24 protein-coding genes are annotated in these 25110 nt (G+C 45.5%); 13 read left to right on the top strand and 11 right to left on the bottom strand.

What is annotated here, in order from left to right:
* Positions 1–123: 123 nt before the first annotated feature.
* The 4 genes from ICE89_RS03570 to ICE89_RS03555 are packed head-to-tail and all read left to right on the top strand — an operon-like array spanning position 124 to position 3860.
* Positions 124–1056: an SMP-30/gluconolactonase/LRE family protein gene (locus ICE89_RS03570; RefSeq protein ID WP_255558648.1), complete on the top strand. Its 933-nt coding sequence runs from the start codon at positions 124–126 to the stop codon at positions 1054–1056.
* A 1-nt stretch (position 1057) separates the two neighbouring features.
* A complete protein-coding gene (locus ICE89_RS03565; RefSeq protein WP_216264877.1) occupies positions 1058–1792 on the top strand; it encodes a GntR family transcriptional regulator in 735 nt (244 codons plus the stop codon).
* Between the two features lie 6 nt (positions 1793–1798).
* The gene (locus tag ICE89_RS03560; protein WP_216264876.1) at positions 1799–2848 is read left to right on the top strand and encodes an Ldh family oxidoreductase; all 1050 of its coding nucleotides are present in this window, start codon (positions 1799–1801) and stop codon (positions 2846–2848) included.
* A gap of 28 nt (positions 2849–2876) precedes the next feature.
* A complete protein-coding gene (locus ICE89_RS03555; protein WP_216264875.1) occupies positions 2877–3860 on the top strand; it encodes a tripartite tricarboxylate transporter substrate binding protein in 984 nt (327 codons plus the stop codon).
* Positions 3861–3881: 21 nt separating this feature from the next.
* On the opposite strand, the gene ICE89_RS03550 is transcribed toward ICE89_RS03555, so the two are convergent.
* On the bottom strand, positions 3882–4583 hold the full coding sequence (locus ICE89_RS03550) for a pirin family protein (protein ID WP_216264874.1): 702 nt from the start codon (positions 4581–4583) through the stop codon (positions 3882–3884).
* Positions 4584–4669: 86 nt separating this feature from the next.
* Between ICE89_RS03550 and ICE89_RS03545 the strand changes: the two genes are divergently transcribed.
* The gene (locus ICE89_RS03545; protein WP_216264873.1) at positions 4670–6091 is read left to right on the top strand and encodes a TAXI family TRAP transporter solute-binding subunit; all 1422 of its coding nucleotides are present in this window, start codon (positions 4670–4672) and stop codon (positions 6089–6091) included.
* A 4-nt stretch (positions 6092–6095) separates the two neighbouring features.
* On the opposite strand, the gene ICE89_RS03540 is transcribed toward ICE89_RS03545, so the two are convergent.
* The 3 genes from ICE89_RS03540 to ICE89_RS03530 all read right to left on the bottom strand — a co-directional run bounded on the left by ICE89_RS03540 (position 6096) and on the right by ICE89_RS03530 (position 8281).
* The gene (locus tag ICE89_RS03540; RefSeq protein ID WP_216262116.1) at positions 6096–6554 is read right to left on the bottom strand and encodes a phosphate-starvation-inducible protein PsiE; all 459 of its coding nucleotides are present in this window, start codon (positions 6552–6554) and stop codon (positions 6096–6098) included.
* Between the two features lie 105 nt (positions 6555–6659).
* Complete coding sequence (locus ICE89_RS03535; protein WP_216264872.1) at positions 6660–7934, bottom strand: NAD(P)/FAD-dependent oxidoreductase; 1275 nt, start codon at positions 7932–7934, stop codon at positions 6660–6662.
* Positions 7935–7945: 11 nt separating this feature from the next.
* Positions 7946–8281: a c-type cytochrome gene (locus ICE89_RS03530; protein WP_216262112.1), complete on the bottom strand. Its 336-nt coding sequence runs from the start codon at positions 8279–8281 to the stop codon at positions 7946–7948.
* Positions 8282–8463: 182 nt separating this feature from the next.
* Between ICE89_RS03530 and ICE89_RS03525 the strand changes: the two genes are divergently transcribed.
* From ICE89_RS03525 to ICE89_RS03515, 3 genes are read left to right on the top strand one after another with little or no spacing between them, the layout of a single operon-like run.
* Positions 8464–10185, top strand: a complete 1722-nt coding sequence (locus ICE89_RS03525; protein WP_216264871.1) for a glycosyltransferase family 39 protein — start codon at positions 8464–8466, stop codon at positions 10183–10185.
* Positions 10182–11420, top strand: coding sequence for an exo-alpha-sialidase (locus ICE89_RS03520; protein WP_216262108.1), 1239 nt, complete (start codon positions 10182–10184; stop codon positions 11418–11420). The genes ICE89_RS03525 and ICE89_RS03520 overlap by 4 nt, the downstream gene beginning before the upstream one ends.
* Positions 11417–12031 (top strand): hypothetical protein, encoded by a 615-nt coding sequence (locus ICE89_RS03515; protein WP_216264870.1) that lies wholly within the window; start codon positions 11417–11419, stop codon positions 12029–12031. The genes ICE89_RS03520 and ICE89_RS03515 overlap by 4 nt, the downstream gene beginning before the upstream one ends.
* 86 nt (positions 12032–12117) lie before the next feature.
* Here ICE89_RS03515 and ICE89_RS03510 read toward each other — a convergent pair whose 3' ends face one another.
* From ICE89_RS03510 to fabI, 6 genes are all read right to left on the bottom strand, one after another.
* The gene (locus ICE89_RS03510) at positions 12118–13107 is read right to left on the bottom strand and encodes a tripartite tricarboxylate transporter substrate binding protein BugD (protein WP_216264869.1); all 990 of its coding nucleotides are present in this window, start codon (positions 13105–13107) and stop codon (positions 12118–12120) included.
* A gap of 94 nt (positions 13108–13201) precedes the next feature.
* The gene (locus tag ICE89_RS03505) at positions 13202–14047 is read right to left on the bottom strand and encodes a CoA ester lyase (RefSeq protein WP_216264868.1); all 846 of its coding nucleotides are present in this window, start codon (positions 14045–14047) and stop codon (positions 13202–13204) included.
* A gap of 38 nt (positions 14048–14085) precedes the next feature.
* Positions 14086–15462 (bottom strand): MmgE/PrpD family protein, encoded by a 1377-nt coding sequence (locus ICE89_RS03500; protein ID WP_216264867.1) that lies wholly within the window; start codon positions 15460–15462, stop codon positions 14086–14088.
* A gap of 18 nt (positions 15463–15480) precedes the next feature.
* Complete coding sequence (locus tag ICE89_RS03495; RefSeq protein WP_216264866.1) at positions 15481–16365, bottom strand: MaoC family dehydratase N-terminal domain-containing protein; 885 nt, start codon at positions 16363–16365, stop codon at positions 15481–15483.
* A 22-nt stretch (positions 16366–16387) separates the two neighbouring features.
* Complete coding sequence (gene chrA / locus ICE89_RS03490) at positions 16388–17716, bottom strand: chromate efflux transporter (protein ID WP_216264865.1); 1329 nt, start codon at positions 17714–17716, stop codon at positions 16388–16390.
* A complete protein-coding gene (gene fabI / locus ICE89_RS03485; RefSeq protein WP_216264864.1) occupies positions 17713–18498 on the bottom strand; it encodes an enoyl-ACP reductase FabI in 786 nt (261 codons plus the stop codon). The genes chrA and fabI overlap by 4 nt, the downstream gene beginning before the upstream one ends.
* 50 nt (positions 18499–18548) lie before the next feature.
* Between fabI and ICE89_RS03480 the strand changes: the two genes are divergently transcribed.
* From ICE89_RS03480 to ICE89_RS03460, 5 genes are all read left to right on the top strand, one after another.
* A complete protein-coding gene (locus ICE89_RS03480; protein ID WP_216264863.1) occupies positions 18549–20417 on the top strand; it encodes an extracellular solute-binding protein in 1869 nt (622 codons plus the stop codon).
* Between the two features lie 11 nt (positions 20418–20428).
* Positions 20429–21493, top strand: a complete 1065-nt coding sequence (locus tag ICE89_RS03475) for a microcin C ABC transporter permease YejB (RefSeq protein WP_216262638.1) — start codon at positions 20429–20431, stop codon at positions 21491–21493.
* Positions 21490–22515 carry an ABC transporter permease gene (locus ICE89_RS03470; protein WP_072583477.1) on the top strand — a complete coding sequence of 342 codons (1026 nt, stop codon included), beginning with the start codon at positions 21490–21492 and terminating at the stop codon, positions 22513–22515. The genes ICE89_RS03475 and ICE89_RS03470 overlap by 4 nt, the downstream gene beginning before the upstream one ends.
* On the top strand, positions 22512–24149 hold the full coding sequence (locus ICE89_RS03465; RefSeq protein WP_216262086.1) for an ABC transporter ATP-binding protein: 1638 nt from the start codon (positions 22512–22514) through the stop codon (positions 24147–24149). The genes ICE89_RS03470 and ICE89_RS03465 overlap by 4 nt, the downstream gene beginning before the upstream one ends.
* Positions 24150–24286: 137 nt before the next feature.
* Complete coding sequence (locus ICE89_RS03460; RefSeq protein ID WP_216264862.1) at positions 24287–24934, top strand: C40 family peptidase; 648 nt, start codon at positions 24287–24289, stop codon at positions 24932–24934.
* On the opposite strand, the gene ICE89_RS03455 is transcribed toward ICE89_RS03460, so the two are convergent.
* A complete protein-coding gene (locus ICE89_RS03455) occupies positions 24935–25096 on the bottom strand; it encodes a hypothetical protein (RefSeq protein ID WP_216264861.1) in 162 nt (53 codons plus the stop codon).
* Positions 25097–25110: the final 14 nt, after the last annotated feature.

Below are 25110 nucleotides of genomic sequence, written 5' to 3'. Positions count from 1 at the left end.
TTAAGTTATAAACAGCTTAAATTAATTTTGATCAACAAGGACTTAAGGTTATCATTATTTATGGTTTAATTGTTTAATAATAAAACATACTTATCCGTATAACTTACCCTAGGAGATCCCCCCATGACGATGCACAACCCTTTCCAGCCCGTTGAGAAAATTAAAACGGAAGTGTTTTCAACTATGCCAGAGAAGTTTCGCAAAAAATCCCGTACCGGATGGTCCGATCCTAATCGTCAAGGTGCAGAGGTTGAGTGCTTTTTAGAGGGACCTTCATTCGATCGTGAAGGTAATTTATGGTTTGTTGACATTCCCTTTGGTCGCATTTTCCGCATTGACACCAAGGGCGAGTGGGAGCTAATTACTCAATATGATGGTTGGCCAAACGGCATGAAGTTTCATAAAGATGGTCGTGCTTTTATTTGCGACTACAAAGCAGGTTTGCTGGCGCTAGATCCAAAAACTGGAAAAATTGAAACTATCTTAGGATCAATGTATAGCGAAAACTTTAAAGGTTTGAACGATCTACACTTTGCCTCGAATGGCGATTTGTATTTCACAGATCAAGGTCAGACCGGTATTGCTGACCCAACTGGTCGCGTGTTTAGATTGCGTGCCAATGGGCAACTGGATCGTTTGGCGCTTAATGTGCCAAGCCCAAACGGCATTACTTTGAACACTCAAGAAAAGCATGTATTCGTCGCAGCCACTAGATCTCAGCAAATCTGGAGATTGCCTTTGATGGCTGATGGCTCTGTTTCCAAGACGGGTGTAGCAATACAGTTAACAGGTGGTGTTGCAGGTCCAGATGGTATTGAAATGGATTCAGAAAATGGTTTGTTGGTATGTCATCTTGGTATTGGAATCTGGAGATTTGATAACAATATGTTACCAACCCACTTGATCTACTCTGAGAACCCACATCACCATCATTTGGCTAATATGTGTTTTGGTGGGGCGGACGGAAAAGATCTCTACATTACCGAGTCTTTATCTGGCGATATTCTGAAAGCACATCTGCCAGTTGCTGGTAAAAAAATGTTTGGACTTTCTTAAATTGAGTGAACGATCACCGTTATATAAGTCTCTAGCCAAAACGCTAGAGCAGCGTATTTATAACGGTGATTGGCCAGTGGGATCCGTCTTGCCTGCCGAGGCGGATCTTTGTCGAGATTTTCAGTCTAGCCGGCATACATTACGGCATGCACTACAAATTCTGGAGGCTAATGGCCTTATTTATCGCCATCAAGGCGCGCCTACAAAAGTGGTGTCTAGACAGCGCTTACGTCGTTTCACCCAAAGCTATAACTCTCCAATTGATATCCTGAGTTATTCACGGGATACCTATCGACAGAACATAGTCGAAGAATTTATTGAGCTAAATAAGTCTCTAAGTCAGATTGTTGGTGCGCCAATTGGAGCATCTTGGTATCACATTGGCGGAATTCGAAAGCGTCAGCAGGCGGAGGAGGTCATAGCCTGGACGGATATTTATATATTGCCCCAGTTTGCTTCGTTGACAAAAGATCCAGAACATACCCAAGTAATGGTGTACGAGCAGATTGAGGAAAAATATGGCGCTCGGATCGAGAGGGCGGAGGTAGATGTATATGCCTCTCAAGTGTCGCCAGAAATTGCGGAAAAACTCCACATCAAGCCTGACACTGCATGTCTAGTCATTATTCGTCGCTATTTTGATGATCAGGATAAATTATTTGAAGTTACGGTAACGCATCATCCGGAGAATAAATATGTTTACAGCATGGAATTTAAAGCGAGCTCAGAGGCTTAAATCACAATGAACTATTTATCTATAAGTGGTGCAGAGCGTTTTATCTCGAGCGCACTTCAAGCGGAAAAAGTTCCTGCAAGTGATGCAGACATCATTGCCAATCTGATGGTGCAGTCTGATCTCGTTGGCGCGGATGGTCATGGAATTTTCCGTTTGCCATCTTATTTAAAAAGAATTCGGGCAGGTGGCGTGAATTTGAATCCTAATATTCATATTGAGCGCGAGCAGGGTGCAACTGCGTTGATTAATGGTGACAATGCCTTAGGGCATTTGGTGATGAATAGAGCCGTCGACCTCGCTATCGAAAAAGTGAAGCAGCACAGCGTATGTTGGATTGGTAGTCACTACGGCAATCATTCTGGCGCAGCATCGGTATATGTACGTATGTTAGCGGAGCAGGGCTACATTGGTATTTATATGGCCGTTGGTAACGCAAATCATATGGCGCCATGGGGCGGCATTGACTTATTGTTGTCAACCAATCCAATTGCAATTGCAGTGCCAGCAGGCGATGGGCCAACAGTGCTTTTGGATATTGCAACTACTGTAGCGGCCTATGGCAAAGTAAAAGTAGCTGCACAAAAGGGAGAGTCCATTCCAAATGACTGGATGATTGATCGCCAGGGTAAGCCAATTACAGACCCTAAAAAATCTGCCGAAGGATCTTTATTGCCCATTGGTGGGTATAAGGGTTATGGCTTAGCAGTCATGATTGGCTTGCTTGCAGGGGCGCTTAACAATGCAGCAGTTGGCAAAGGCACAATTGATTTCAATGCTCACCACGACTTGGTTACAAACACAGGGCAAACGATTATTGCAGTCGATCCAAGTGCGTTTGGAAACACGGAAGAGTTTATAAACAGAGTAATTGCTTTAGTGAATGATTTGAAAAATTCATCAACATTGCCTGGCGTTAAAGAAATTCGTGTGCCAGGTGAAGGCGCAGCAAAAACAATGGCAGAGAGAAGTGAAAGGGGTATCCCTGTCTCGCCCGAGCTACTAGAGGCATTGAATGCTTGCGCTCAGGAATGCGGCATCCCCGCTTTAACGTTTTAAAAAAATACTAAATTACTGGAGGAGACATATGTTTAAAAAACTAATAAAAAACATAGTAATAGGTGCAGTAGTTGTTCCGGCTGTTGTTACAGTATTTGCAGGGGCAGCCTGGGCTGCCTACCCAGATAAACCTATCAAGATGATGATTGGTTATGCGCCAGGAAGCTCTACTGATATTGTCGGCAGGATAATTGCCAATGATCTCAGTATTGCTCTAAAGCAGCCCATTATTGTTGAGAATCGTGGCGGCGCAGCAGGAAGCCTAGCAGCAGATGCGGTGGCAAAAAGCGCCCCTGATGGCTACACCATCTTGTTCGCACAAAATGGCCTGGCTATTAATGTGGCAGCCAATCCAAAACTGCCGTTCAATGGCCAAAAAGATTTATTGCCGGTCGTTGGGGTCGCGGCAACTCCTCATATTCTGATTGTCAATAACAACTCATCAGCCAAGAGCGTTGCGGATTTAATGGCAATGCTTAAAGCCGAGCCAGGTAAATTGAGTTTTGGCTCTTCAGGAATTGGTAACTCCGATCATATGGCTGGTGAATTATTTTTAGCGACTACTGGATTGCAAGCCATTCATATTCCGTATAAAGGTGGGTCACCTGCTGCTACAGACTTAATGGGTGGACAGATCGACTTTTATTTCGCAGGCATGCCAGTAGGCCTCCCTTTATATAAAGGCGACAAGTTAAGGGCATTGGCTGTCACCAGTAAAAATCGTTTTAGTGGTGCCCCAGAATTAGTAACAATTCAAGAGACGGGTGTTAAGGGTTACGAGATGGCTTTGTGGCAGGGAGTATTTGTGCCTGCCAAAACGCCTCAAGGAATCATCAAGGAGTTAAATAACTCTATTTTGAAGATCCTAGAAACCCCTGAGATGAAGGACCGTTTTCAAAAGGCTGGAGTACAAATTGCCCCGATGAATACTCAGCAATTCTCGGACCTGTATTTTTCAGACATTGCTCGATGGAAAACAGTGATTGAAAAGGCCAAAATTAAGTTAGATTAACCCTGGCTCTTCAGAAATACACTAAGCGCTGAGGTCGAATACCAAGACTTCGGCGCTTTTTCCATGAGAGAGTGCTAATTGGTTTTCATCTTGTATTAAGAGGGCATCACCGCTATTTAAAATGTGGCCATTCACATCAAGTGAACCACGAATAAGGTGAACGTAGGATTTTCTATTGGGATCTAATGCTAGTTCGAATGATTGACCCTGATCAAAAAGTCCAGCATAGACCTTGGCATCTGCATTAATTTTCACAGCACCATCAGTTCCGGTAGGGGAGGCAATGATGCGCAGCTTGCCATCTTTTTCTATTTTTGGGATGGATTGTTGTTCATAGCTTGGCTCAATTTCTAAAACATTGGGCTCAATCCAGATTTGTAAAAAATGAGTGGTTTGATCTTTGGCGTGATTGAACTCGCTATGAGTGACCCCACTACCGGCGCTCATGCGCTGGACATCCCCCGGCGGGATTCCTTTGATATTGGCCATGCTATCTTCGTGCGCCAGCTCTCCAGATAGTACATAACTAATAATTTCCATATTGCGATGGCTGTGCTTGCCAAAACCCATTCCTGCAGCCACGCGATCCTCATTAATGACGCGCAGATTTCCCCAGCCCATAAAACGGGGGTCGTGGTAGCCAGCAAATGAGAAAGAGTGGAAGCTTTTCAGCCAGCCATGGTCAGCATAGCCGCGATCTTGGGATTTTCTAAGATTTATCATGTTTTCAGGGTGTTAAAAGTCTAATTGAAAGAATCAGAATAAGCCTATTATCATTACCATTAATAATATTTGCCGATCGGTAGCTTATGGGAAGCTTTAAACAAGACCTTCAAGAAACATATTTAGGCTTAACTGAGAGCGCTCAGCAGGGCTGGAGTGATTTCATTCAGTTTTTGCATGAGACTTGGCCACTTCTGATTCTTCTGCTGACAATCTTGATGGGTATTTGGTGGTATGCAGACCCACCGCCTCCAAGACATGTCCTCATGGCTAATGGATCCCCAGGTAGCTCATATGAAGATCTCGGAAAAAAGTATGTGGAGTTTTTCAAGGCAAAGGGTATTACTCTGGAGTTGGTCACTACTACGGGAGCGCAAGAAAATATTGATCGCTTATCAGATCGTGACGACCCCGTACAAGTTGCTTTTGTCCAGGCCGGAGTAGGCCACTCCAAGGAAGTGACTGGTATTCAGTCCCTAGGTGCAATCGCCTACGATCCTATTTGGTTGTTTTATCGAGGTCCTGAGCTAAAGTCTACCGAGTCCGATACGGTGGGCGTCGTACTTCAACATTTTGCTAATAAAAAGATTTCTGTAGGAATTGAGGGCAGCGGTACCTATGCTCAGTCAACCAAAATACTGAAGGCCGCTGGCTATGAAAAAGGAGTGCAAGTTCTCAATCTTGCTGGGCATGATGCAGTGAAAGCACTGCAGGCAGGCGAGATAGATGGAACCTTTATTGTGGATTCCTATGATGCTCCCAATGTACAGGCCTTGTTAAACGATAAGTCCTTGCATTTAGTCAGCTTTAAACGTGCAGCAGCCTATGCCAAATTAATGCCCTATCTCAATATTTTGAATGTCCCTCAGGGGGCTTTTAATTTGCCACGTAACTTTCCACCAACTGATATGAAGCTGTTGGCAACAACAACGAATTTATTGATTGATGACCGCATGCATCCGGCTATTCAATTTCTATTTTTGGAGGCTGCTAGAGAGATTAATGGCAAAGAATCTTTCTTTTCTGAGCGCGGAGAGTTTCCCTCATTTAAGGATTCCATGTTGCCTGAAAGTCCTGTTGCAATTCATTACGAGAAAAATAATTACCCTTTGTTGGTGAATTATTTTCCTTTTTGGCTAGCCGAGCTCATTAGTCGCCTCATTTTTATAATGTTGCCATTCTGTGTTTTAGGGTATCCCATTTTGCAAGCGCTGCCTGGGTATCGCGCCAGAAGAATGCAAAATAAGATTAATCGTTTATACGGCTCTTTAAAATACTTAGAGCAAGAGTTGCTCAATGGATTTAACGACGAACAGCGCGATGATTATTTAAAAAGACTCAATTTGCTCGAGTACCAGGCCTTAAATATCAATATTTCACAACGTATGTCTGATGACTACTATGCATTGCGTGCGAGCATTGATTACGTTCGAAACTGCTTAAATAGGGGCGTTCACCCCTATCAATTTGATGAGGGTGAAGGGGGAAGAGTAGAGTCCCTCTTATAAAGCATTATTCACTCTCGCCCGATCTGCTGGGAAATTTAAATGATGCGTAACGAACGACGGCATTAGCCAGGGCCAAAATGAGGATAGTCAGCCCCATAAATAGGATGGGCATATCAGCCTCATGCTTGGTATTAACCAAGTCAATGATGAGACGAGTAACGGCAGTGATCGCTACATAGATCAAAAAGCGGACTGGCATATGGTTGGTCTTGAAATAAATTCCAACCATGGCGCCAATTTCGAGATAGATAAAAAGCAAGAGGAGATCTTCAATCGAAGCTGAGCCCTTGTTGACCATTCCCAAGAATGCAACAGCCGCAGACCAAACGGTTGCAGCACCGATTCCGAATAGCGCAATCCGATGGAATAAAGAGACAAATAAATTTCCAATGGGGACAGTCCATCTTTCAATGGCATTCTCTAGTTTGGATGCATCCTTTGGTGAAGTAGGGGTCATGCTCATAAAGTCTCCGATTTATTTAATATGTTTTACTTAGCATAGGTATCTATAGGGCCATGTAAACAAAAAAGAAGCGCTCAGCCTCATTTTTTTAAGTATTAACTTAGATCAACCCAGGCTGTCTGCCCAAATATTGTGAGCCCAGCCCCAGGCATATATCCCTTCAAGAGTGGAGGGTGCTGGAGAGAGGCCTCCTGATCCTGGAACTGGCTTGAAGGTTTTTTCGGCAGCAATGTACTGGTGGACGCTAGCGACGTGAACCACTTCTCGGTCATTTACAAAGCTATAGCAGGTATTGGTGAGAACTGGTGCGGGGTTTACTTCCCAATTACTCAGCTCTGCCACAATGGCAGCAGCAGCTACCTTGGCGTGTTGGTTAGCCATATGACCTGATTTGGGCATTGCATAGGCAACTTGAATCGAATCTCCTAAAACATGAATATCTTTTTGCGCGGTGGATTCAAAGTTTAGGAAATTGACATTGACCCAGCGACCATTAGAGTTGGCTAAGCCGGTTTTAACAGCAATCTCACCAGCACTCATTGCAGGCAATAGATTTAAAACATCCGCCTTAATATCATCTTGAACTTCAAGCTTAACCATTTTGGTTTTTGCATCTACTGCCACCACATTGTGTTTTGGTAAGTACTCAATCAATCCTGAATATTGCTCAGCCCACACTTTTTTGAATAGAGCGCCCTTTGAGGTGACATCTTGATTGGCATCCAGAATTAGCACCTTAGACTTTGGCTTATTGTGCTTGAGATAGTTTGCGACTTGGCAAGCGCGCTCATAAGGACCAGGAGGGCAGCGATACGGTGCTTCCGGAATGCAGATGGCAAAAGTGCCACCATCGCGCATAGAGGCGAGTTGTTTATGTAAGGCGGTAGTTTCAGGACCCGCTTTCCAGGCCTGGAGTGTGACGCCAGCTTTATTGGCTTGTGCAAGCCCCTCAATGCTATTCATCATCAAGGTAACGCCAGGTGAAACTACGGCCTTATCGTAGCGCAAGGTTTTTCCAGAGGCGAGTTTGACTGTTTTCTTATCAGGATCCATGCTGGTGACGCTATCCTGAATGATCTTGATCCCATGACGTTTGCTGAGGTTGTCATAAGAGCTGGTGATATCAGAGAGGGTGCGTGAACCACCTACAACTAAGTTTGAAAGCGGGCAGGAAATGAACGTAGGGTTTGGTTCAATCAATGTCACCTTAGCAGTGTTGTTAGAGAACAAGCGTAAATATTTAGCAGCAGTAGCACCGCCATACCCTCCGCCAATCACAAGGATTTCTGCTTTTTGTAAATTGGCCTTCGCTTGGCCAGAGAAGCCTGCAAGTAAGCCGATGGCAGCTGCGCTATTCCCAATAAAGTGTCGACGATCCATGATGTGCTTCCTTATTGTTTCTTGCCAAGTTGATTGGCAATGGTTTCGAGTTGCTCGTCTGAGTAGCCTTTAGCTAGTTGAGGCATGATGGTGCCTTCACGCGCACCAGATTTAAACGCTTTCAGTTGAGTCAGTATTTGTTCGCTAGTAAGGTTGTTTATCAACGGCATCCCACCATCAACCACACCCTTACCATCTGTTCCATGACAGTTTGCACAAGTAGCAGCTAGCCCACTTTTGTATAAATTACTGGCATCAGTGTTTTGAGCAAGAGCGGAGCCGCTCCAATGACTTATGGCAATATAAATGGACAAAAGGATTGCGGGTTTTAAATGCTTTGCTTGCATCAAGACTATCTCCGTTCGGAATATTTTCTGGGTAATAAGTTGTACATTGCTTTTTTAGCATCTTAATCAAGAAGGCGTTGCAATGGGTTATTCATTTCAGATTCATTTTTCATAAGCCCATTCGAAAATATGGCCAACTTTGGTTTTAATTGAGTTTCCCATAAGCCCTATAAACTATAGCCATGCGAGCTTCATTCTCTTACCGTTCCGCCTTATTGATACTCCTTTTAGGTGTATTTACCTACCTTTATGGTTTGGATAGCCGATTTGCGCCAAAAAACGGTGATGAGTACCCCTATATGCATATTGTGCGCATGACGGCGGAGTCGAGCCATTGGCTGCCTCTGCAGTCTGAAATGGATGGCATTAAAAACACTAAGCCGCCATTGATATTTTGGCAGGGTATTGCTAGCACGCATTGGGCAAGCGAATGGAGTTTGGCAAATTTGCGTTGGCCTAGTGTTTTATATACCGCACTTACGGCATTTCTCTTATTTTTAGCAGTCCGACGTTTCAGTGGCAAAACGCAAACTGGAATATTGGCAGCATTAGTTTGGCTTTCCTTTTTTGCAACCTATCGCTACGGTCGACCATTCTTAGCGGATCCCCCAGAAGTATTTTGGGTATCGCTACCATTTATGGCGATTTTGTATTGGGGTAAGAGTGCGTTTGAATCTAAATTCTTTTTCCCATTGATGGCGGGGATTTGTTTTGGTCTTGCACTATTTGCAAAATCTTTTGCCTACATCGTTCCTGCTACTTTTGCTTTGGGACTGTATTACTGGCGCTGGCGGCAGTGGAGTATTCCTCAGGCACTTATCCGCGACCTATATAAGTTGATCCTGATTGCTGTACTTGCCCTAGGCGTATTTGCCTTGTGGTTTGCCATGGACCCCTATCCAGAAGCTGTTTGGAAGGAATTTGTGCTGGGCGAGAATGCCGGTAAGTTTGCTGCTCGCCAGTCTAGTTATTTCATGGATTTGCTGCGCGGTGGCGACAGTATTTGGCTTTTAATTTTGACGACGATTGCTAATGCAGGCTTATTTAGCTTTGTGTTGATATCGACTTTGATGCAATGCTGGCGTGCACGTCGCTTTCTGAATTTAGAAGAGATTCTATTACTGCTCTTGATAGCAGCGTTTTTCATTGTGTTCAGCTTACCTAGTCAGCGTTCAGGTCGCTACCTTTTACCAGTGATGCCAGCCTTTGCGGCGCTGATTGCCTTATATTGGGATAAGTTGCCTTTATGGAGCTTCCGCATTGCCTTGCTTTTGCAATTACTGGTGTTATCGCTCTTGCTATGGATTGGTATCAATCTTCAGTTCTCACAATTTATGGGCGATGCTGGCGGATGGACTTACTCCTATTGGCATTGGATTCTCATGGCGGCAGGAATATTGCTGGTCTTGCTTGGCTTACTGAATCTACGCTTTACTAAAACCATTTCTTTGGCGGCCTGCTTTTTGGTTTATTGCGGGTTGACTAGTAGTCTTGCTCCATTAGAAGGGCGCTTAGGGCGCTACTCGGCAGAAACGATTGCTCAGTTGCAAGGCAGGGATGTTTGGATTCCTTGTGACTATCGAGCCAAGGATGAGGAGTATCGATTGTTGCTGCCAGGTGCAAAACTGCATGGTTATTTAGCGAAAGATGCTAGTGATGTCGCAACTCTGACATCCGCCTACTCTTTAGTTGCGGTGCATACTTCTTTGGGTGCTCAGCCTGCACTCTGTGATTCTTGTCAGATTGTTGGACAAAGAATGGAGATGAGAGCCCGTCACTCTAATGAAGAAATTCAGGAAATGTTGATGGGGCAGATTGGCAAACATTTATTTGTCAATGAGTACCTGATCTCTACACCGGTAGCGAACCCAGATTTATCGAACTTAAAGGATGTTTGTAGATGAGTCGTGTCATTGCCCTTTGTTTTTTGTTGCTTGCTGCAGTGATTGGCTTTCTGCATATTGATAGTCACCCAGTGTGGGCGCCATTTGCTACTCCTTCTTTCCAGGTAGATGAAGTTCTGGATGAGCCAGCAGTAACGAAGACAAAAGGCCCCATCAAAATCAACATTCCTATACCGCAATCACATTGGCTTCCTGATACTGGTGCTGCCTCAGTCCATGCAGCTTCAATGATTGCTCTCAAAGATGGTGCAGTGAGAGCATTTTGGTTTGCCGGTAGTCGCGAGGGTGCTGCTGATGTATCGATCTACAGCTCCGTATATGACCTGAAGTCTTCTAGCTGGAGTGCGCCTATTGTTGTGATGGATCGCATTAGTGCGGAGAAGGGGCTTTCACGTTATATCGCTAAGTTAGGCAATCCTGTACCAGCCAGATTGGCCGATGGTCGTCTGCAATTGTTCTTCGTCACCGTCTCTATTGGCGGTTGGGCAGGTAGTTCAATTTCTGCCATAACATCGGATGATGAAGGTTTGACATGGAGTAAGCCGCAACGCCTCATTAGCTCCCCCTTACTGAATTTAAGTACCCTCGTGAAATCCCCTAATGTGATGTTCGCCGATGGTCTACTGGGCTTGCCAGCCTATCATGAATGGATAGGGCGTTTTGGCGAGTTTCTAAGAATAGAGGCGGGTCAAGTAATCGATAAACGTCGTATGAGCTCTGGACGCAGTGCGATTCAGCCACTCGTATTTGTAAATGATGCGCAAGATGCCAGTGCTTATTTTCGGCAAACACGAAGCTCTGGGTTGCCAAAGCAAATCCCGGTTAGTCATACAGAAAATGCGGGTCAAACATGGCATCAGTCAGAAGATTTGGCCATTGCCAATCCCAATTCTGCAGTTGCTGGGCTTGTTCTCAAAAGCGGCGCTCGTATTTTGGTTTTAAACAATACTGAAAATGGGCGTTATCGTTTGGTCTTATTGATGAGCGATGTCAAATCTGGGCAGTGGCAAACCATTGAGGTATTAGAGGATGATGAAGCTATACTTGAAGCTCAACGTAAAGAATTCTCATACCCTTACTTAATCACTGTAGTTGGCGATGATGCGCATTTGGTATACACCTGGGATCGCAAGAAGATTCGGCATCGATATTTTTCTGGTGCTTGGTTAAAGCATGCCTATCAGCAAGTAAGCAGGACTGAAGCAGATCCGGCTCATCAGGAGGTGCAGCAATGAATCAGTTTATGCAAATCATAGCTTTGATTGAATTGTCTATTTCTTGTGCGGTAGTGGGTGTTTGGATCTTGCAAAAGTTTTCTCCAAATACTTTTCCATTTGCTATCAAAGTATTTTTAACCCTTCTGATGGGAAATATTCTATTTTGGCCGTTAGGTATGAACTTACCCTTGGTTGCCTATGTGCGTGGCTTGACTGGTGATCTGAGCATCGTGTTGACTTTATTGTTGTGGATCTCATTGCTACCAGCCAATAAGCCCGCACCGATTGTTTTCAAATTTGCCGTGGCAATCATCGCATTATGTTTTTATCCATTTGCCTTGGGCTTGGGAATGGTCGATCCTTATGCATGGGGTTACGGATCTATTGCATTTTTAGTTGCGGTCCTATTTTTTGCCTTAGTGTGTGGCTTGGCGAATTGGACGAAGGGCGTATGGATTATTGCTATCGCCATTCTGGCTTGGGCAGCCCATTGGCATGAGTCTGCCAATCTTTGGGATTACTTGCTAGATCCTTTCTTGGCCATATGGGCAATATGTGCCTGTATTGGAATGATCCATAGAAGGAAAAGGGACAAAGCCCGCTCTGGATATTTGTTTAGACCGGGTTAAAAACCAAGCTATCTACGAAAAGTTAAGCATGTGCAGAAATAAAAAAGCCAGCGAGATGCTGGCTTTTTTATTGTTAAGGTAAGCCCTTAATCAGCGTAGGCTCCAGCCTTACGAATTACAGGACCCCATTTATTAATCTCAGCTTCAAGATGTTCTTGCAAGCCTTTTGGAGTTCTCTTAGCTGGTGAAACAATTTCAATATTGGACTCTGCTAAACGAGTCTTTACTTCAGGATCATTTAAAGCAACGTTAAGCGCCTTATTGATTTTATTGACAACTGCTGGAGGTGTGCCTTTAGAGACATACATACCGTGCCAAACTTTTACTTCAAAACCTTTCAAGCCTTGTTCATCCAAGGTAGGTATGTTAGGAAGGGCTGGCAGGCGCTTAGGTGTTGTGACGCCATAAGCTTTTACTAAACCATCTTTAATATAAGGAACGGTCTGTGTGGTCTGATCGCAGAGTAGGTCAACTTGGCCACCAAGCAAATCGGTTAATGCAGGGCCGGTTCCTTTGTAGGGAACGGTTGTTAATTCCACGCCTTCGCGCGACATAAACAAAAGGCCGCATAACTGAGACACCGCACCAGGACCAGCGTTTGCTAGCGTTACTTTATCCTTATTGGCCTTGATGTAGGTCTCTAATTCTTTAAAGTTGTTTGGTGGGAAATTCTTGCGACCCAAAAGCACCATTGGTACATCCACGACTTGGCCTATGTATTCAAAGTCCTTCATCGGGTCAAAGTTCAATTTTTTATACAAAGCCGGTGCAGTAGCCATGCCCATGTGATGAATAAAAATCATGTAGCCATCTGGAGCGGAGCGCGCAACACGGGTTGCAGCAATGGTGCCACCAGCACCAACAGTATTTTCAACAATAACGGTTTGGCCCAAATCTTTACCCATCGGCACAGCAATCAGACGAGCAACAGCGTCTGTAGGTCCGCCAGCAGCAAACGGCACAACTAATGTGACGGGCTTATTTGGATAGGGATCTGCAGCTAACGCATTACCTGCAATAAATCCTAGGGTAGCGATTGCATAGAAACCGGCAAATAGTGGTTTACGTAATTTCATTTTAGTCTCTAATGGTAGTAATAAAAATTATATGAGTGCAAAGCAACTCAGGATTATTTTGCCAGTTTTGTAACTCTTTAGACATAGGAAACTCTTAGTGTTTACCAGCAATTGCCAGAGTTCTTTTGGCTAGTAGCACCACAGGTCGATCAATCATACGGCCATCTAGCTTTACAGCGCTACCCTTGGAGGCCATGTCTGCCTCAACGACCCGTTGGGACCAGGCTAGCTCTTCTTCAGTTGGCGTAAATGCCTTGATGACGATAGCCACTTGTTTTGGGTGAATACAGAGTTTTCCGCCAAAACCCATACGCTTTGCGCGTTCTGCGTCGTCGGTAATGCGCTCAATGTCGTCAGTGGAGGGTGTAACCCCATCAATAGGAGGGGCAATCTGTGCAAGTCGTGATGCTAAAACGATCTGAAAACGCGCTGTTTGCAATTCGGTCTCTTGGCGGTCGCAGACCATGCCCAGATCCGCTTGTAAATCTAAATTACCCAAAGCAAGGCGAATGACTTGATTGGAGTTTGCTATTTCTTTCAGTTTGTCTAGTCCAATTGCCGTTTCAATCATGGGAATAATTGCAGTATTGGGGAGTATGAGGGCGGCTCCATTAATTTGGTCGAGCGATTCGCTCTTAGGAATTAATAGGCAGGCAACTTCAAGTTGTTGAGCAAGGATCAGGTCAGCTGAATAAAATTTACTACCAGGTGAGTTTATACGAATAACTAGACGCTTCTTTTGCTCAGGACTAAAGCTAGGCCATGCGGTGCGAATGGAGTCACGTGCACTCTCTTTGTCTTCCTCCGCAACGGCATCTTCTAAATCCAAGACAACGCCGCTAGCACCACTATCGAGGGCTTTCATAAAACGTTCAGGACGTGTGCCTGGTACAAATAGAAAGTTAGTGCTAAAGCCTAGTGGCGTTTCGAGTGGATTCATATCAATCTAGAGAATAAGGGAGCGAGTGGTGGGTTTACTTATGTGGATGGCAGTAGAAAGCCTATCTTGGCTTGTTTGCGGATATTCCACAAGGGATCAATTGCTTTGCTCATCTCTTTTGGGTTAGCGCCCCCGCTAAAAGCGGCTAGGCGCATTGCTTTATCGGTAATTTCTGCGCGAGATAGGGTATTGCTAGGGTCGCCTTTAGGTTCGTCTACGCGACCCTCCAGAATTTGCCCATTGTTCAAGTGAACTTTGACTTTGCCAATCCAACGTTGCGGATAAGCGCTATCTACCTCTGGATCTAGCGTCATAGAGACACGCTCACGGAAAGCGCAGATGGCATCATCATGAAAGTGCTGATCAAATTCTTGCAAGCCAGCAAATTGGTAATATGCAACCAAAGCGAGCACCGTTCCCATAGAAAATTTAGACTGATGCACGGTAGTAGGGTCAGTTACCGGGCCTAATACATCAATAGCGCCTTGGTGAACCAAGGTTTCTACTTTCGCAATATCGCTGGGCGACAGTTTGTTTGCCAGCATGACTTGAAGTAGGGCATCTGCAGCGGGGTGAGTATGACGACATGAAGCGTAATACTTAAAGCTTGTTTCTGCCAAAGCCCAGCGAGTACCTAAACGATCAACCAATTTACTGGGGTCGCTATCGCTTGACATGCCTGCCGCTAATCCCTGCTTGCCCTCCAGAATATGTTCAGCGCCTGTAAAGCCAGCTTGCGCAATATAGGCAGACATTAAGCCGGTGGAGGCTGCATGGGCGGTGTGTAGTTGCTTGGAGTCTGCAGCATCACGCAGAAACTCCCAAAGGCCGGCTGATTGCGTGCCTGCAGAGCCAAAGGCGTGGAGCATTTGATCTGGATTGAGTTTGAGTAGGCGTCCAACTGCCGCAGCTGCAGCTAATGTGCCAGCTGTACCGGTGGTATGAAACACTTTGTAATGAGAGCGTCCTAAAAACTCACCAACCCGAATACCTACCTCGTAGCCTGCGACTGCCGCAACCAATAAATCTTCACCAGATGCACCAATGGCTTGTGCGCAAGCAAGCGCAGGTGGAAATACTACTGTGGCAGGATGAAAAACTGAGCCATTGTGAACATCATCCTGTTCGGCAACATGTGATGCTGCGGCATTAGCCATTGCTGCTAAAAAGGGGCTAGAGGTTTTACGAGAAACTAAAACTTCAGAGGGGCCAGCGTGTGTTGCATCAAACCCACCCATATTTTGGGCAAACTGAGTAATGAGTTCCACTGGGTGCGAGCCTTTGCCAGCAATAGCTGAACCAAACCAATCGACTAATAGGTCTTCGGCGCGGCTCATGACGTCGCTTGGAATATCTGATGCCTGTAAATTGGCCGCAAAGCTAGCTAGCTCGCGAGAAAGGTGTTGAGTGGTCATCAGTAAACCTTCTTGTGTTTAGGCTAGAACAGCAGTGGCTTGCATAGTGAGCCAGCCCTCATGATCTTGGGCCCAAATGGAAATAGTTTTTCCACTCGGATCTTTTTCTAGATACGGCTTGGCATTTACTTTAAAGATATTGATATCAAAAGTAGGGCGTACAGCGCGGAACTCAAAACTCTTAAGCTTGCATTCTGGAATGCTTTGGCGCACTAGATCTACCAATAGTGTCGCAATCAAAGGACCGTGAACAATGAGGCCTGGATAGCCTTCAACTTCAGTGACATATTTACGATCATAGTGAATGCGATGGCCATTAAAAGTTAATGCTGAATAACGAAAGAGAAGTACGTCATCAGGTGTAATTGTTTTACTCCACTTAGCATCGGTAGGCGCCGCAGTAGGGTCAACAGGTTTATCGTCTGGTCCTGGAGCATCGCGATACACAATGTCATGCTCTTCAATAATCGCCAGACCGTTCTGGTTAGAGATTTTGTGATTGACCAATACGAAAATTAAATCACCGGTGCGACCTGCTTTATGGGTTACGGACTCAATCGTGGAAACGCGTTCAATCTCGTCACCAACGCTAAGTGGTTTTAACCATTCAATGCGACTCCCTGCCCACATGCGACGAGGTAATGGAACCGGCGGAAGAAAGCCACCACGTTTTGGATGACCATCAGGCCCGATTTCGGATTCGCGGGCATGGGGCAGAAAATACAGCCAGTGCCACAGCTCAGGTAAAAAAGTTCCCTTACTTGGTGCAGCATCATCGCGATCCAAGGTTGCGGATAATGCGCGTACGGGGGCTGCTGTGACGGTGTCTTGCAGAGACTCGGTTTTACCAAGCCATTCTTGCAGGTGGGTGATAGTTTGAGGTTCGATTCGCATAAGTTCCATTATGCCAATCTTGTGAAAAAACTCATCCTATCAAAATAGAGATGTAATAGAAGAGCAATCCAGCCAAGGCTGAACCGCCCAATATCGAAATAACACCCTTTTGATACTTAAATAAAGCTAAACCAGCTAGAACGCAGATCAGAATCGAGATCCAAGAGATTGAGCCGCCAAAGCCTCTTGGTAAAAAGACGTGATAAGCAAAGAAGAGGCCTAGATTAGCAATGACGCCAACCACTGCTGCTGTGATTGCTGTTAGCGGTGCTGTAAAGCCTAGCTTGCCGTGCGTTGATTCAATTAATGGACCGCCTACTAATATAAAAAAGAAGGAGGGTAAAAAAGTAAACCAAGTAGCAACACAAGCACCAAGCACCCCAAACCAAAATGGATTGGTATTGCCAATGAGGTGTTGGATATGTCCAGCAAGGTAGCCAACAAAAGCCACTACCATGATGAGTGGGCCTGGTGTAGTCTCGCCTAGTGCTAAACCATCAATCATTTGGTTGGCGCTGAGCCAATGAAAGTGTTCGACTGCTCCTTGGTATACGTAGGGTAGAACTGCGTAAGCACCACCAAAAGTCATCAATGCGGCTTTGGTAAAGAACCACGCGATGTTTGGATACAAGGTCTTCCAGTCAAAGATGGCTATTAATGCACCAATAGGAAGGAGCCAACAAGTCAATGCTACAAGGCTATGACGGACCGCTTTTGAATAAGTAAATTTGGCGTGTTCGGGGGTAGGGGTGTCATCATCAATGATGGCGCTACCAAATTGTTTTGCTTCTTTCGTGCTATGCCCACCAGCTTGTTGGAAATATTCTGGATAGCGTTTACCACCCCAGTATCCGATTGCTGCCGCAATCAGCACGATGATTGGAAAGGCGAGATTCAAAATAAAGATGGCTAGAAAAGATCCAAGAGCGATCCATTGGAGTGCTTGGTTATGAATTGTTCGTTTACCAATTCGCACGGCAGCGTGCAACACGATTGCAGTTACTGCAGGTTTGATGCCAAAAAAGATGGCGGCAATCCATGGGACCTGTCCGAAAGTGAGGTAAACCCACGATAAGCCAATCAAAATAAGCAAGGAAGGTAATATAAAGAGTGTGCCTGCCAGGATGCCGCCCCAGCTGCGGTGCATGAGCCAGCCAATATAGGTCACTAGTTGTTGAGCCTCAGGCCCTGGCAATAACATACAGTAGTTCAGTGCATGTAAAAAGCGCCGCTCAGAAATCCAGCGACGCTTTTCAACTAACTCTTGGTGCAGAACGGCAATCTGTCCTGCGGGCCCACCAAAACTGATGAAGCCTAGCTTAGTCCAGAACTTCAGGGCCTCGTGCAGTGGAATGCTCAAACTTCATCCATTCCGCCAACCACTTGGCTAAAGCCGTTATCAACGTAAATGATTTCAGCAGTGATGCCATTGGCTAAGTCAGATAATAAGAATGCAGCAGTATTGCCCACATCATCAATCGTCACATTACGACGCAGTGGAGCTGTTTCCTCAACCGCTTGCAAAATCTTGCCAAAGCCTTTAATGCCAGATGCAGCCAAAGTTTTAATTGGGCCAGCAGAGATGCCGTTAGCGCGAATGCCTTTAGGACCAACTGAGCCAGCGAGGTAGCGAACAGATGCTTCAAGCGATGCTTTTGCTAAACCCATAGTGTTGTAGTTAGGAACATTCTTCATGGATCCTAAATAAGTCAATGTGAGCAATGAAGATTTGTCACGCAACATCGGGAGCGCTTCTTTTGCCATTGCTGGGAAGCTGTAAGCAGAAATATCGTGAGCAATCTTGAAGCCTTCACGAGAAAGACCTTCCAAGAAATCGCCAGCAATTGCCTCGCGTGGCGCAAAGCCGATGGCATGTACAAAACCATCAAACTGGGGCCAGGATTTAGCTAAATCCTTAAAAAGGGCGCTGATTTGCTCGTCGCTACCCACATCGCAGTCAAAAATGAGTTCGGTATTGAATTCTTTTGCAAAATCAACAATACGGTCCTTGAAGCGCTCGCCCACATAAGTAAGGGCTAGTTCGGCACCTTCACGGTGGCAGGCCTTGGCTATGCCATAGGCAATGGAACGGTTAGAGAGGAGGCCGGTAATGAGGATTTTTTTGCCGGTGAGAAAGCCCATGTTGTGTCCTTTACTTCAAATATGATTAGCTATCTACAATTGTTGCATATATGCCCACCTTAAAGCCCATTCGACAAATTGCCTATTTCTTGCTGCTAGCCCTGCTGGCGGGGCTAGGGGCCAATATAGCTCTTGCGGAACAAGGGATTGCACAATACGGCAAGCCTAAATATCCTGATGGATTTACCCATTTTGATTACGTTAATCCCAATGCCCCCCGGGGTGGAACCCTGGTCTTGCCAAACCCAGGGCAAAGAACGAGCTTTGATAAATTCAATCCATTTACCCTGAGAGGTATCACCGCTCCTGGTATTGAATTGATGTTTGAGTCATTGGCCGAAGGAAGTGCTGATGAGGTCTCTAGTATTTACGGTTTATTGGCAGACGATATTCAGGTAGCCAAAGATCACAAGTCGGCCACCTTCCATCTTCGATCTGAGGCAAAATTTTCAGATGGTAGCCCAGTCTTGGCTGCTGACGTTAAATATAGTTTTGATACCTTGATGAGCGGTAAAGCGCACCCGCGTTATAAAACTACATTTGCCGATATTAAAGAGGCAGTTGTTTTATCTGATCGGTCTATTCGCTTCGACTTTAAGAATGACAACACTGAACTACCCATCCTGGCAGGAACATTTCCAGTGTTCTCACGGAACTGGGGTAAGCAAGCAGATGGAACGGTGATTCCATTTGAGAAGCTCGCTTTTGAAACTCCAATTGGTAGCGGGCCTTATTTGATTGAATCTTTCAAAGCAGGTAAATCGATTGTTTTTAAAAAGAACCCAAACTATTGGGCTGATCAACTCGGAAAACCCTTAAATATCCGCGTTGGCTTTTATAACTTTGATCGAGTCCTTTATAAGCTTTACAGCGATGATGCTGTTAGGCTGGAAGCCTTTAAAGCGGGGGAGTTTGATGCTCTGGTTGAGTATCGCGCCAAGATTTGGGCTAAAGGGTATGTGGGCTCTAAGTTTGATCAAGGTGTTCTCTTAAAGAAAGCATTCCTAAATCACAATGGCGCTGGCATGCAAGGTTTCGCAATGAATGTGCGACGTCCTATTTTTAAAGATGCGCGTGTGCGTGAAGCCTTAGGCTATGCGCTTGATTTTGAATGGCTCAATCGCCAAATATTTTTTGATCAGTACAGCCGTATCAATAGTTATTTCACCAACAGTGATTTGAGTGCCAACTTTGATGGTCCTCGCAAACCTACAGAGTCAGAGTTAAAGCTACTCAAGCCCTTAAAAGCAAAATACCCACAGTGGGTTCCAGATGCCGTCTTTGGCCCAATGCCTGCGGCGCCATCAACCCAGCCTCCTGGCAGCCTACGCCAGAATTTAAAGAAAGCCCGTGAGCTCCTTCTTCATGCGGGCTGGCAATATCGTGACGGTGCATTGCGCAATGAAAAGGGTGAGCCATTTCGTTTTGAGATTGTGGAGGATGGCGGGTTCTTCTTGAGAGTGATTTCTGCTTATGTACGCAACTTAGAAAAGCTGGGAGTACAAGTAGATATTCGGACCAGCGATTTTGCTTTGCATCAAAAGCGCATGAATGAATACGATTTTGATATGACCACCGTCAGATTTCAGGACTCTCAAAATCCAGGCAATGAACTCTGGGACCGCTTTGGCAGTCAGGCTGCCAAAGAAAAAGGCTCTGATAATGTGATTGGTGTGCAATCTCCCGTGGTGGATGCTTTGATTGATGAAATTACCAAAGCACAAAATCGGGAACAGTTAAGAACTGCAACGAGAGCCCTAGATAGAGTTCTGTGGAATAGTTATTACGTTGTGCCGCAGTGGTACAACCCAACCCATCGCGTTGCCTTCCGCCACGAGATGCGTTATCCAGAACCTCCTTTGTATTACTCAGCCGAGGCATGGATCATGCAAAACTGGTGGAAAGAAGAGGCTAAATAATGCAAGGTCAAATGCGCGCTTACATTTTTAAACGTTTGCTCTTGATGATTCCGACAATCTTGGGGGTGCTAACTCTTACCTTTGCAGTAGTGCAATTTGTTCCAGGTGGTCCAGTAGAGCAAATGGTATTGGAGTTAAAAGGGAAGGGTGGTGCTGCAACAGGCGGCTCCGAGTCCTCCGGATCCGGATCAACCTATCGCGGCCGTCAAGGTGTCGATGCACAGCGTTTAGAGGAAGTGAAAGCATTATATGGTTTCGATAAGCCACCTCTTGAACGCTATTTCATGATGTTAGGCCGCTTTGCCAGATTTGACTTAGGTGAAAGCTATTACCAACACGAAAGCGTTTGGACTTTAGTGGTCTCTAAGTTGCCAGTCTCGATCAGCATCGGACTGTGGACCTTCTTCATTACGTATTTAGTTTCCATACCCTTAGGAATAGCCAAAGCAGTACGCGATGGTTCACGTTTTGATGCCGTCACCAGCAGCATGATCTTAGTGGGTTATGCGATTCCTGGTTTTGTATTGGGTGTCTTATTGCTGGTGCTTTTTGGCGGAGGTAGTTTCTTGCAACTTTTTCCGCTACGAGGCCTTACTTCGGATAATTGGAGTGATCTGAGTTTGCTTGGCAAGATCATGGATTACTTGTGGCATTTAGTGTTGCCGATTACCGCCTCTGTTTTAGGTAGCTTTGCCGTAGTAACCATGTTGACTAAAAATTCCTTTTTGGAAGAAATTCGTAAGCAGTATGTTTTGACTGCGCGCGCAAAGGGGCTTACTGAAAAGCAAGTGCTATGGAAGCATGTATTCCGTAACGCACTCTTGCCTTTAGTGACAGGATTCCCGGCTGCATTTATCGGTGCATTTTTTACTGGCTCGCTTTTAATTGAAACGCTGTTCTCATTAGACGGGCTTGGCTTACTTTCATATGAATCCGTGATGCGACGTGACTATCCGGTGGTCTTTGGCACTCTGTACTTATTCACTCTCATTGGCTTATTCACCAAGTTAATCTCGGATCTTTGCTATGTTTATGTGGACCCACGTATTCAATTTGGTGCAGGAGGCGGCTCATGAGTCGTTGGCAGCGCTTCAAGAATAGTCGCATGGGGTATGCAAGCCTGTGGATCTTCATGGTCCTGTTTGGTTTATCGATGTGTGCTGAATTGATTGCGAATGACAAGCCTTTGGTGGTGCGCTATGAAGGCCATTTCTATTTTCCGATTGTGAAGAGTCAGCCAGAAACTGTCTTTGGTGGTGACTTTGCGACTCCAACTGATTTCTTAGATCCCGATATTCGTCAGAACATTACCAGTAATGGAAACTGGGCAATCTACCCGCCGATTCACTATAGCTATGAGACGCTCAATTATTTTTCACAAGTACCTAATCCAGCGCCACCTTCATGGGAGAACTGGTTAGGGACCGATGATCGTGGGCGCGATGTTTTGGCTCGCCTGATCTATGGTTTCCGCTTATCTATTCTTTTTGGTCTTGCACTAACGATTGTTGGCGTGAGTGTGGGCATCATCACTGGATCTTTAATGGGCTTCTTTGGAGGTAAGTTTGACTTAGTCTCGCAGCGCCTCATAGAAATCTGGTCAGCTATGCCAGAGTTATACTTGCTCATTATTTTTGCCTCGATCTTTAATCCTAGCGTTTCCCTACTGATTATTTTGTTGGCCGCTTTTGGTTGGATGGGCCTCTCGGATTACGTCCGGGCTGAGTTTTTTCGTAATCGCGCTCTGGAATATGTGCGTGCAGCAAGAGCATTGGGTTTAACCAATTTACAAATCATGTGGCGTCACATCCTTCCTAATAGTTTGACGCCAGTGATTACCTTTTTGCCATTTCGCATGAGTGCCGCCATTTTGTCCTTAACCAGTTTGGACTTTTTAGGCTTGGGTGTACCCCCGGGCACTCCAAGCTTAGGCGAACTACTCTCTCAAGGTAAAAGCAATCTTGATGCCTGGTGGATCTCTCTCTCAACCTTTGTTGTCTTGGTGGCAACTCTGTTGCTATTAACTTTTATGGGTGAAGCATTGCGTAATGCTTTTGATTCTCGTAAGGCTGGCGTAATGAGCGGAGGTCGCTCATGAGTTTGCTTCGTTATGAGGATCTGTGCATTTCATTTGGAACGGGTCGCCGTGAAAAGTTTGCGGTCAATCATCTTGATTTAGAAATCGGCATTGGTGAGCGTGTGGCATTGGTTGGGGAATCCGGCTCAGGTAAGACGCTGACTGCATTGGCGCCATTACGTTTAGAGCCCGAGGGCGCCAAAGTCTCTGGAAAGATTCTGTGGAATAAAAAAGATGGGAAGGGCACAGTAGACTTGCTCTCGATGTCTATCCAAGATATTCGGGAGATTCGTGGTCGCGAAATTGCGATGGTGTTTCAGGAGCCGATGACGGCCTTGAACCCGCTCTTTACTGTGGGCAATCAAATTATTGAAGCAGTGCAGATCTATCAACCTTTGATATCTAAAGCGGATTCGATTGATGCCGCAATTGATTTGCTTCGTAAGACGGGAATACCTGAGCCTGAGCGCCGCTTTCATTCTTATCCACATCAACTCTCGGGCGGCCAAAGACAGCGCGCCATGATTGCGATGGCTTTGGCGTGTAAGCCACGACTACTGATTGCCGATGAGCCTACGACAGCTTTAGATGTGAGTTTGCGTTTGCAAATCTTGGATTTACTCAAAGAGCTCCAAGAGGAATCCAAAGATCATGGTGGTATGGGCATTCTGTTGATCACCCATGATCTCAATTTGGTGAAGCATTTTGCACAACGTGTAGCTGTGCTCAATCAAGGTAACTTGATGGAGGCTGGGCCAACCAAACAAGTGTTTGAACACCCAGAGGATCCTTATACGCGCGCCTTGGTTAATAGTGAACCGGTACGTGACCTGGCACCTTTGATGCCATTAGCTCCAGTGTTGTTGAAAACAGAGGATCTATCGGTTGCTTACCCGAGCGCAGAGTCAGTCTCTTGGTTTAAAAAAGCGCCATCACATAAAGTGTTGAAAAAAGTCAGCTTTGCATTAAAGCAAGGTCAGACTATCGGTGTCATTGGCGAATCAGGCTCTGGCAAAACCACTCTAGGTATGGCTGTGCTCGGTTTGCTGGGTGATTCAATGGCAGAAGTGACTGGCAATGTTGATGTGCTTGGCAGCGATTGGCAAACACTCAAGCCTATTGAGCGACGTGCGATGCGTTCTAGCTTGCAGGTGATCTTTCAGGATCCCTTTGGCTCGCTGTCACCGCGCATGAACGTATTGCAGATTATTTCTGAGGGCTTGGATGTGCATTTTCCGAAACTGTCTACTGCAGAACGTGAGACACGTGTAGTGGATATGCTCAAAGAAGTGGGTTTAGATCGTTCTGCGCTATTGCGCTACCCCCATGAATTTTCTGGAGGGCAGCGCCAAAGAATTGCGATTGCGCGTGCCTTAATTTTGCGCCCACAAATTTTGGTATTAGATGAGCCCACCTCAGCATTGGATGTCTCTATTCAAAAGCAGGTGCTTGCCTTATTGACCGAGCTGCAGAAAAAGTACAACTTGGCCTATCTCATGATTAGTCACGATCTGGCGGTGATTCGAGCAATGTCTCACGAAGTGATGGTTCTCAAGGGGGGTAAGGTAGTGGAATTTGGCGATACCGAAACCCTCATTAAGCATCCCCGTCAGACCTATACCAGGGAGCTATTTGCGGCTGCAGAGCTGACTTAGATGGCGGATCAAAACCCCCTTGAATGGGCTAATTTGGTGCATTTGCCCTGATTTAAAGCAAATTTATGTTTATAAACAAAGACTTAAGCTTAGACTCAAAACTTGGTTAATTAAGGGTTCTTTGTTAAACTGATTAGATGTCACTGAAAAAAGCACTCCTTTTAAAACTGCTGGGCCTAGGTTTAGGCGCCATCATCTCTGTATCTGCCTATGCGGTTGATGCGGCGGTAGAGGCATCTGCAGATGCCGTAGTTCCCAAAGAAAGCATGTTCCAAGCAGGGCGCTCCTACATTGCCCGAGTATCAGACCGCTTGGCCGATACCGTGACTGGCAAATCAGAGGAATTAATTAACCGCGCTATGGAAGTCATTGGCGTGCGCTATCGCTGGGATACAGAATTACCGCAGTCTGGATTAGATGGCAGTAGCTTTGTTGGCTATGTCTTTAAAGATAAGCTGGGATTCTTATTGCCACGCAAATCAACGCAAATGAGCCGTGTTGGTAAACCGATTACCCGTGAAGAATTGCAGCCAGGAGATCTTGTATTTTTTAATACGATGCGCCTTACTTTTTCTCACGTCGGAATTTATGTGGGCGATAACAAATTTATTCACTCGCCTTCTAAAGGCACCAATGTTCGAGTGGATGATCTAGGCAGTCTCTACTGGGATAAACGTTTTGACGGAGCACGTCGTTTAGACGGTAGCGACAATCTCGATGACTCTGAGCGTCAAGAGCTGCTTAACGAAGTCAAAAATCTCAAGCGTAAATCACGCAGCCTTTAATTAGGGCTGTTTCAACTTCTCATGCCGCAACTTGATATTTCGGGCAGAAAGTTTTTCCTGTAGCGACTTCGGAAGCGAATCAATCCCCTTGGACGCCTTTAACTCAGGCGGAGTCCAGATAAAATCATCTTGACTCTTTTTAACTTTTTGATTCATTGGCATCTTTCTCCTTTACC

Source organism: Polynucleobacter sp. AP-Kaivos-20-H2 (assembly GCF_018882215.1).
Classification (GTDB): domain Bacteria; phylum Pseudomonadota; class Gammaproteobacteria; order Burkholderiales; family Burkholderiaceae; genus Polynucleobacter.
The sequence above is the reverse complement of the archived record's forward strand: the minus strand, read 5'-3'. Positions and strand labels throughout refer to the sequence as shown.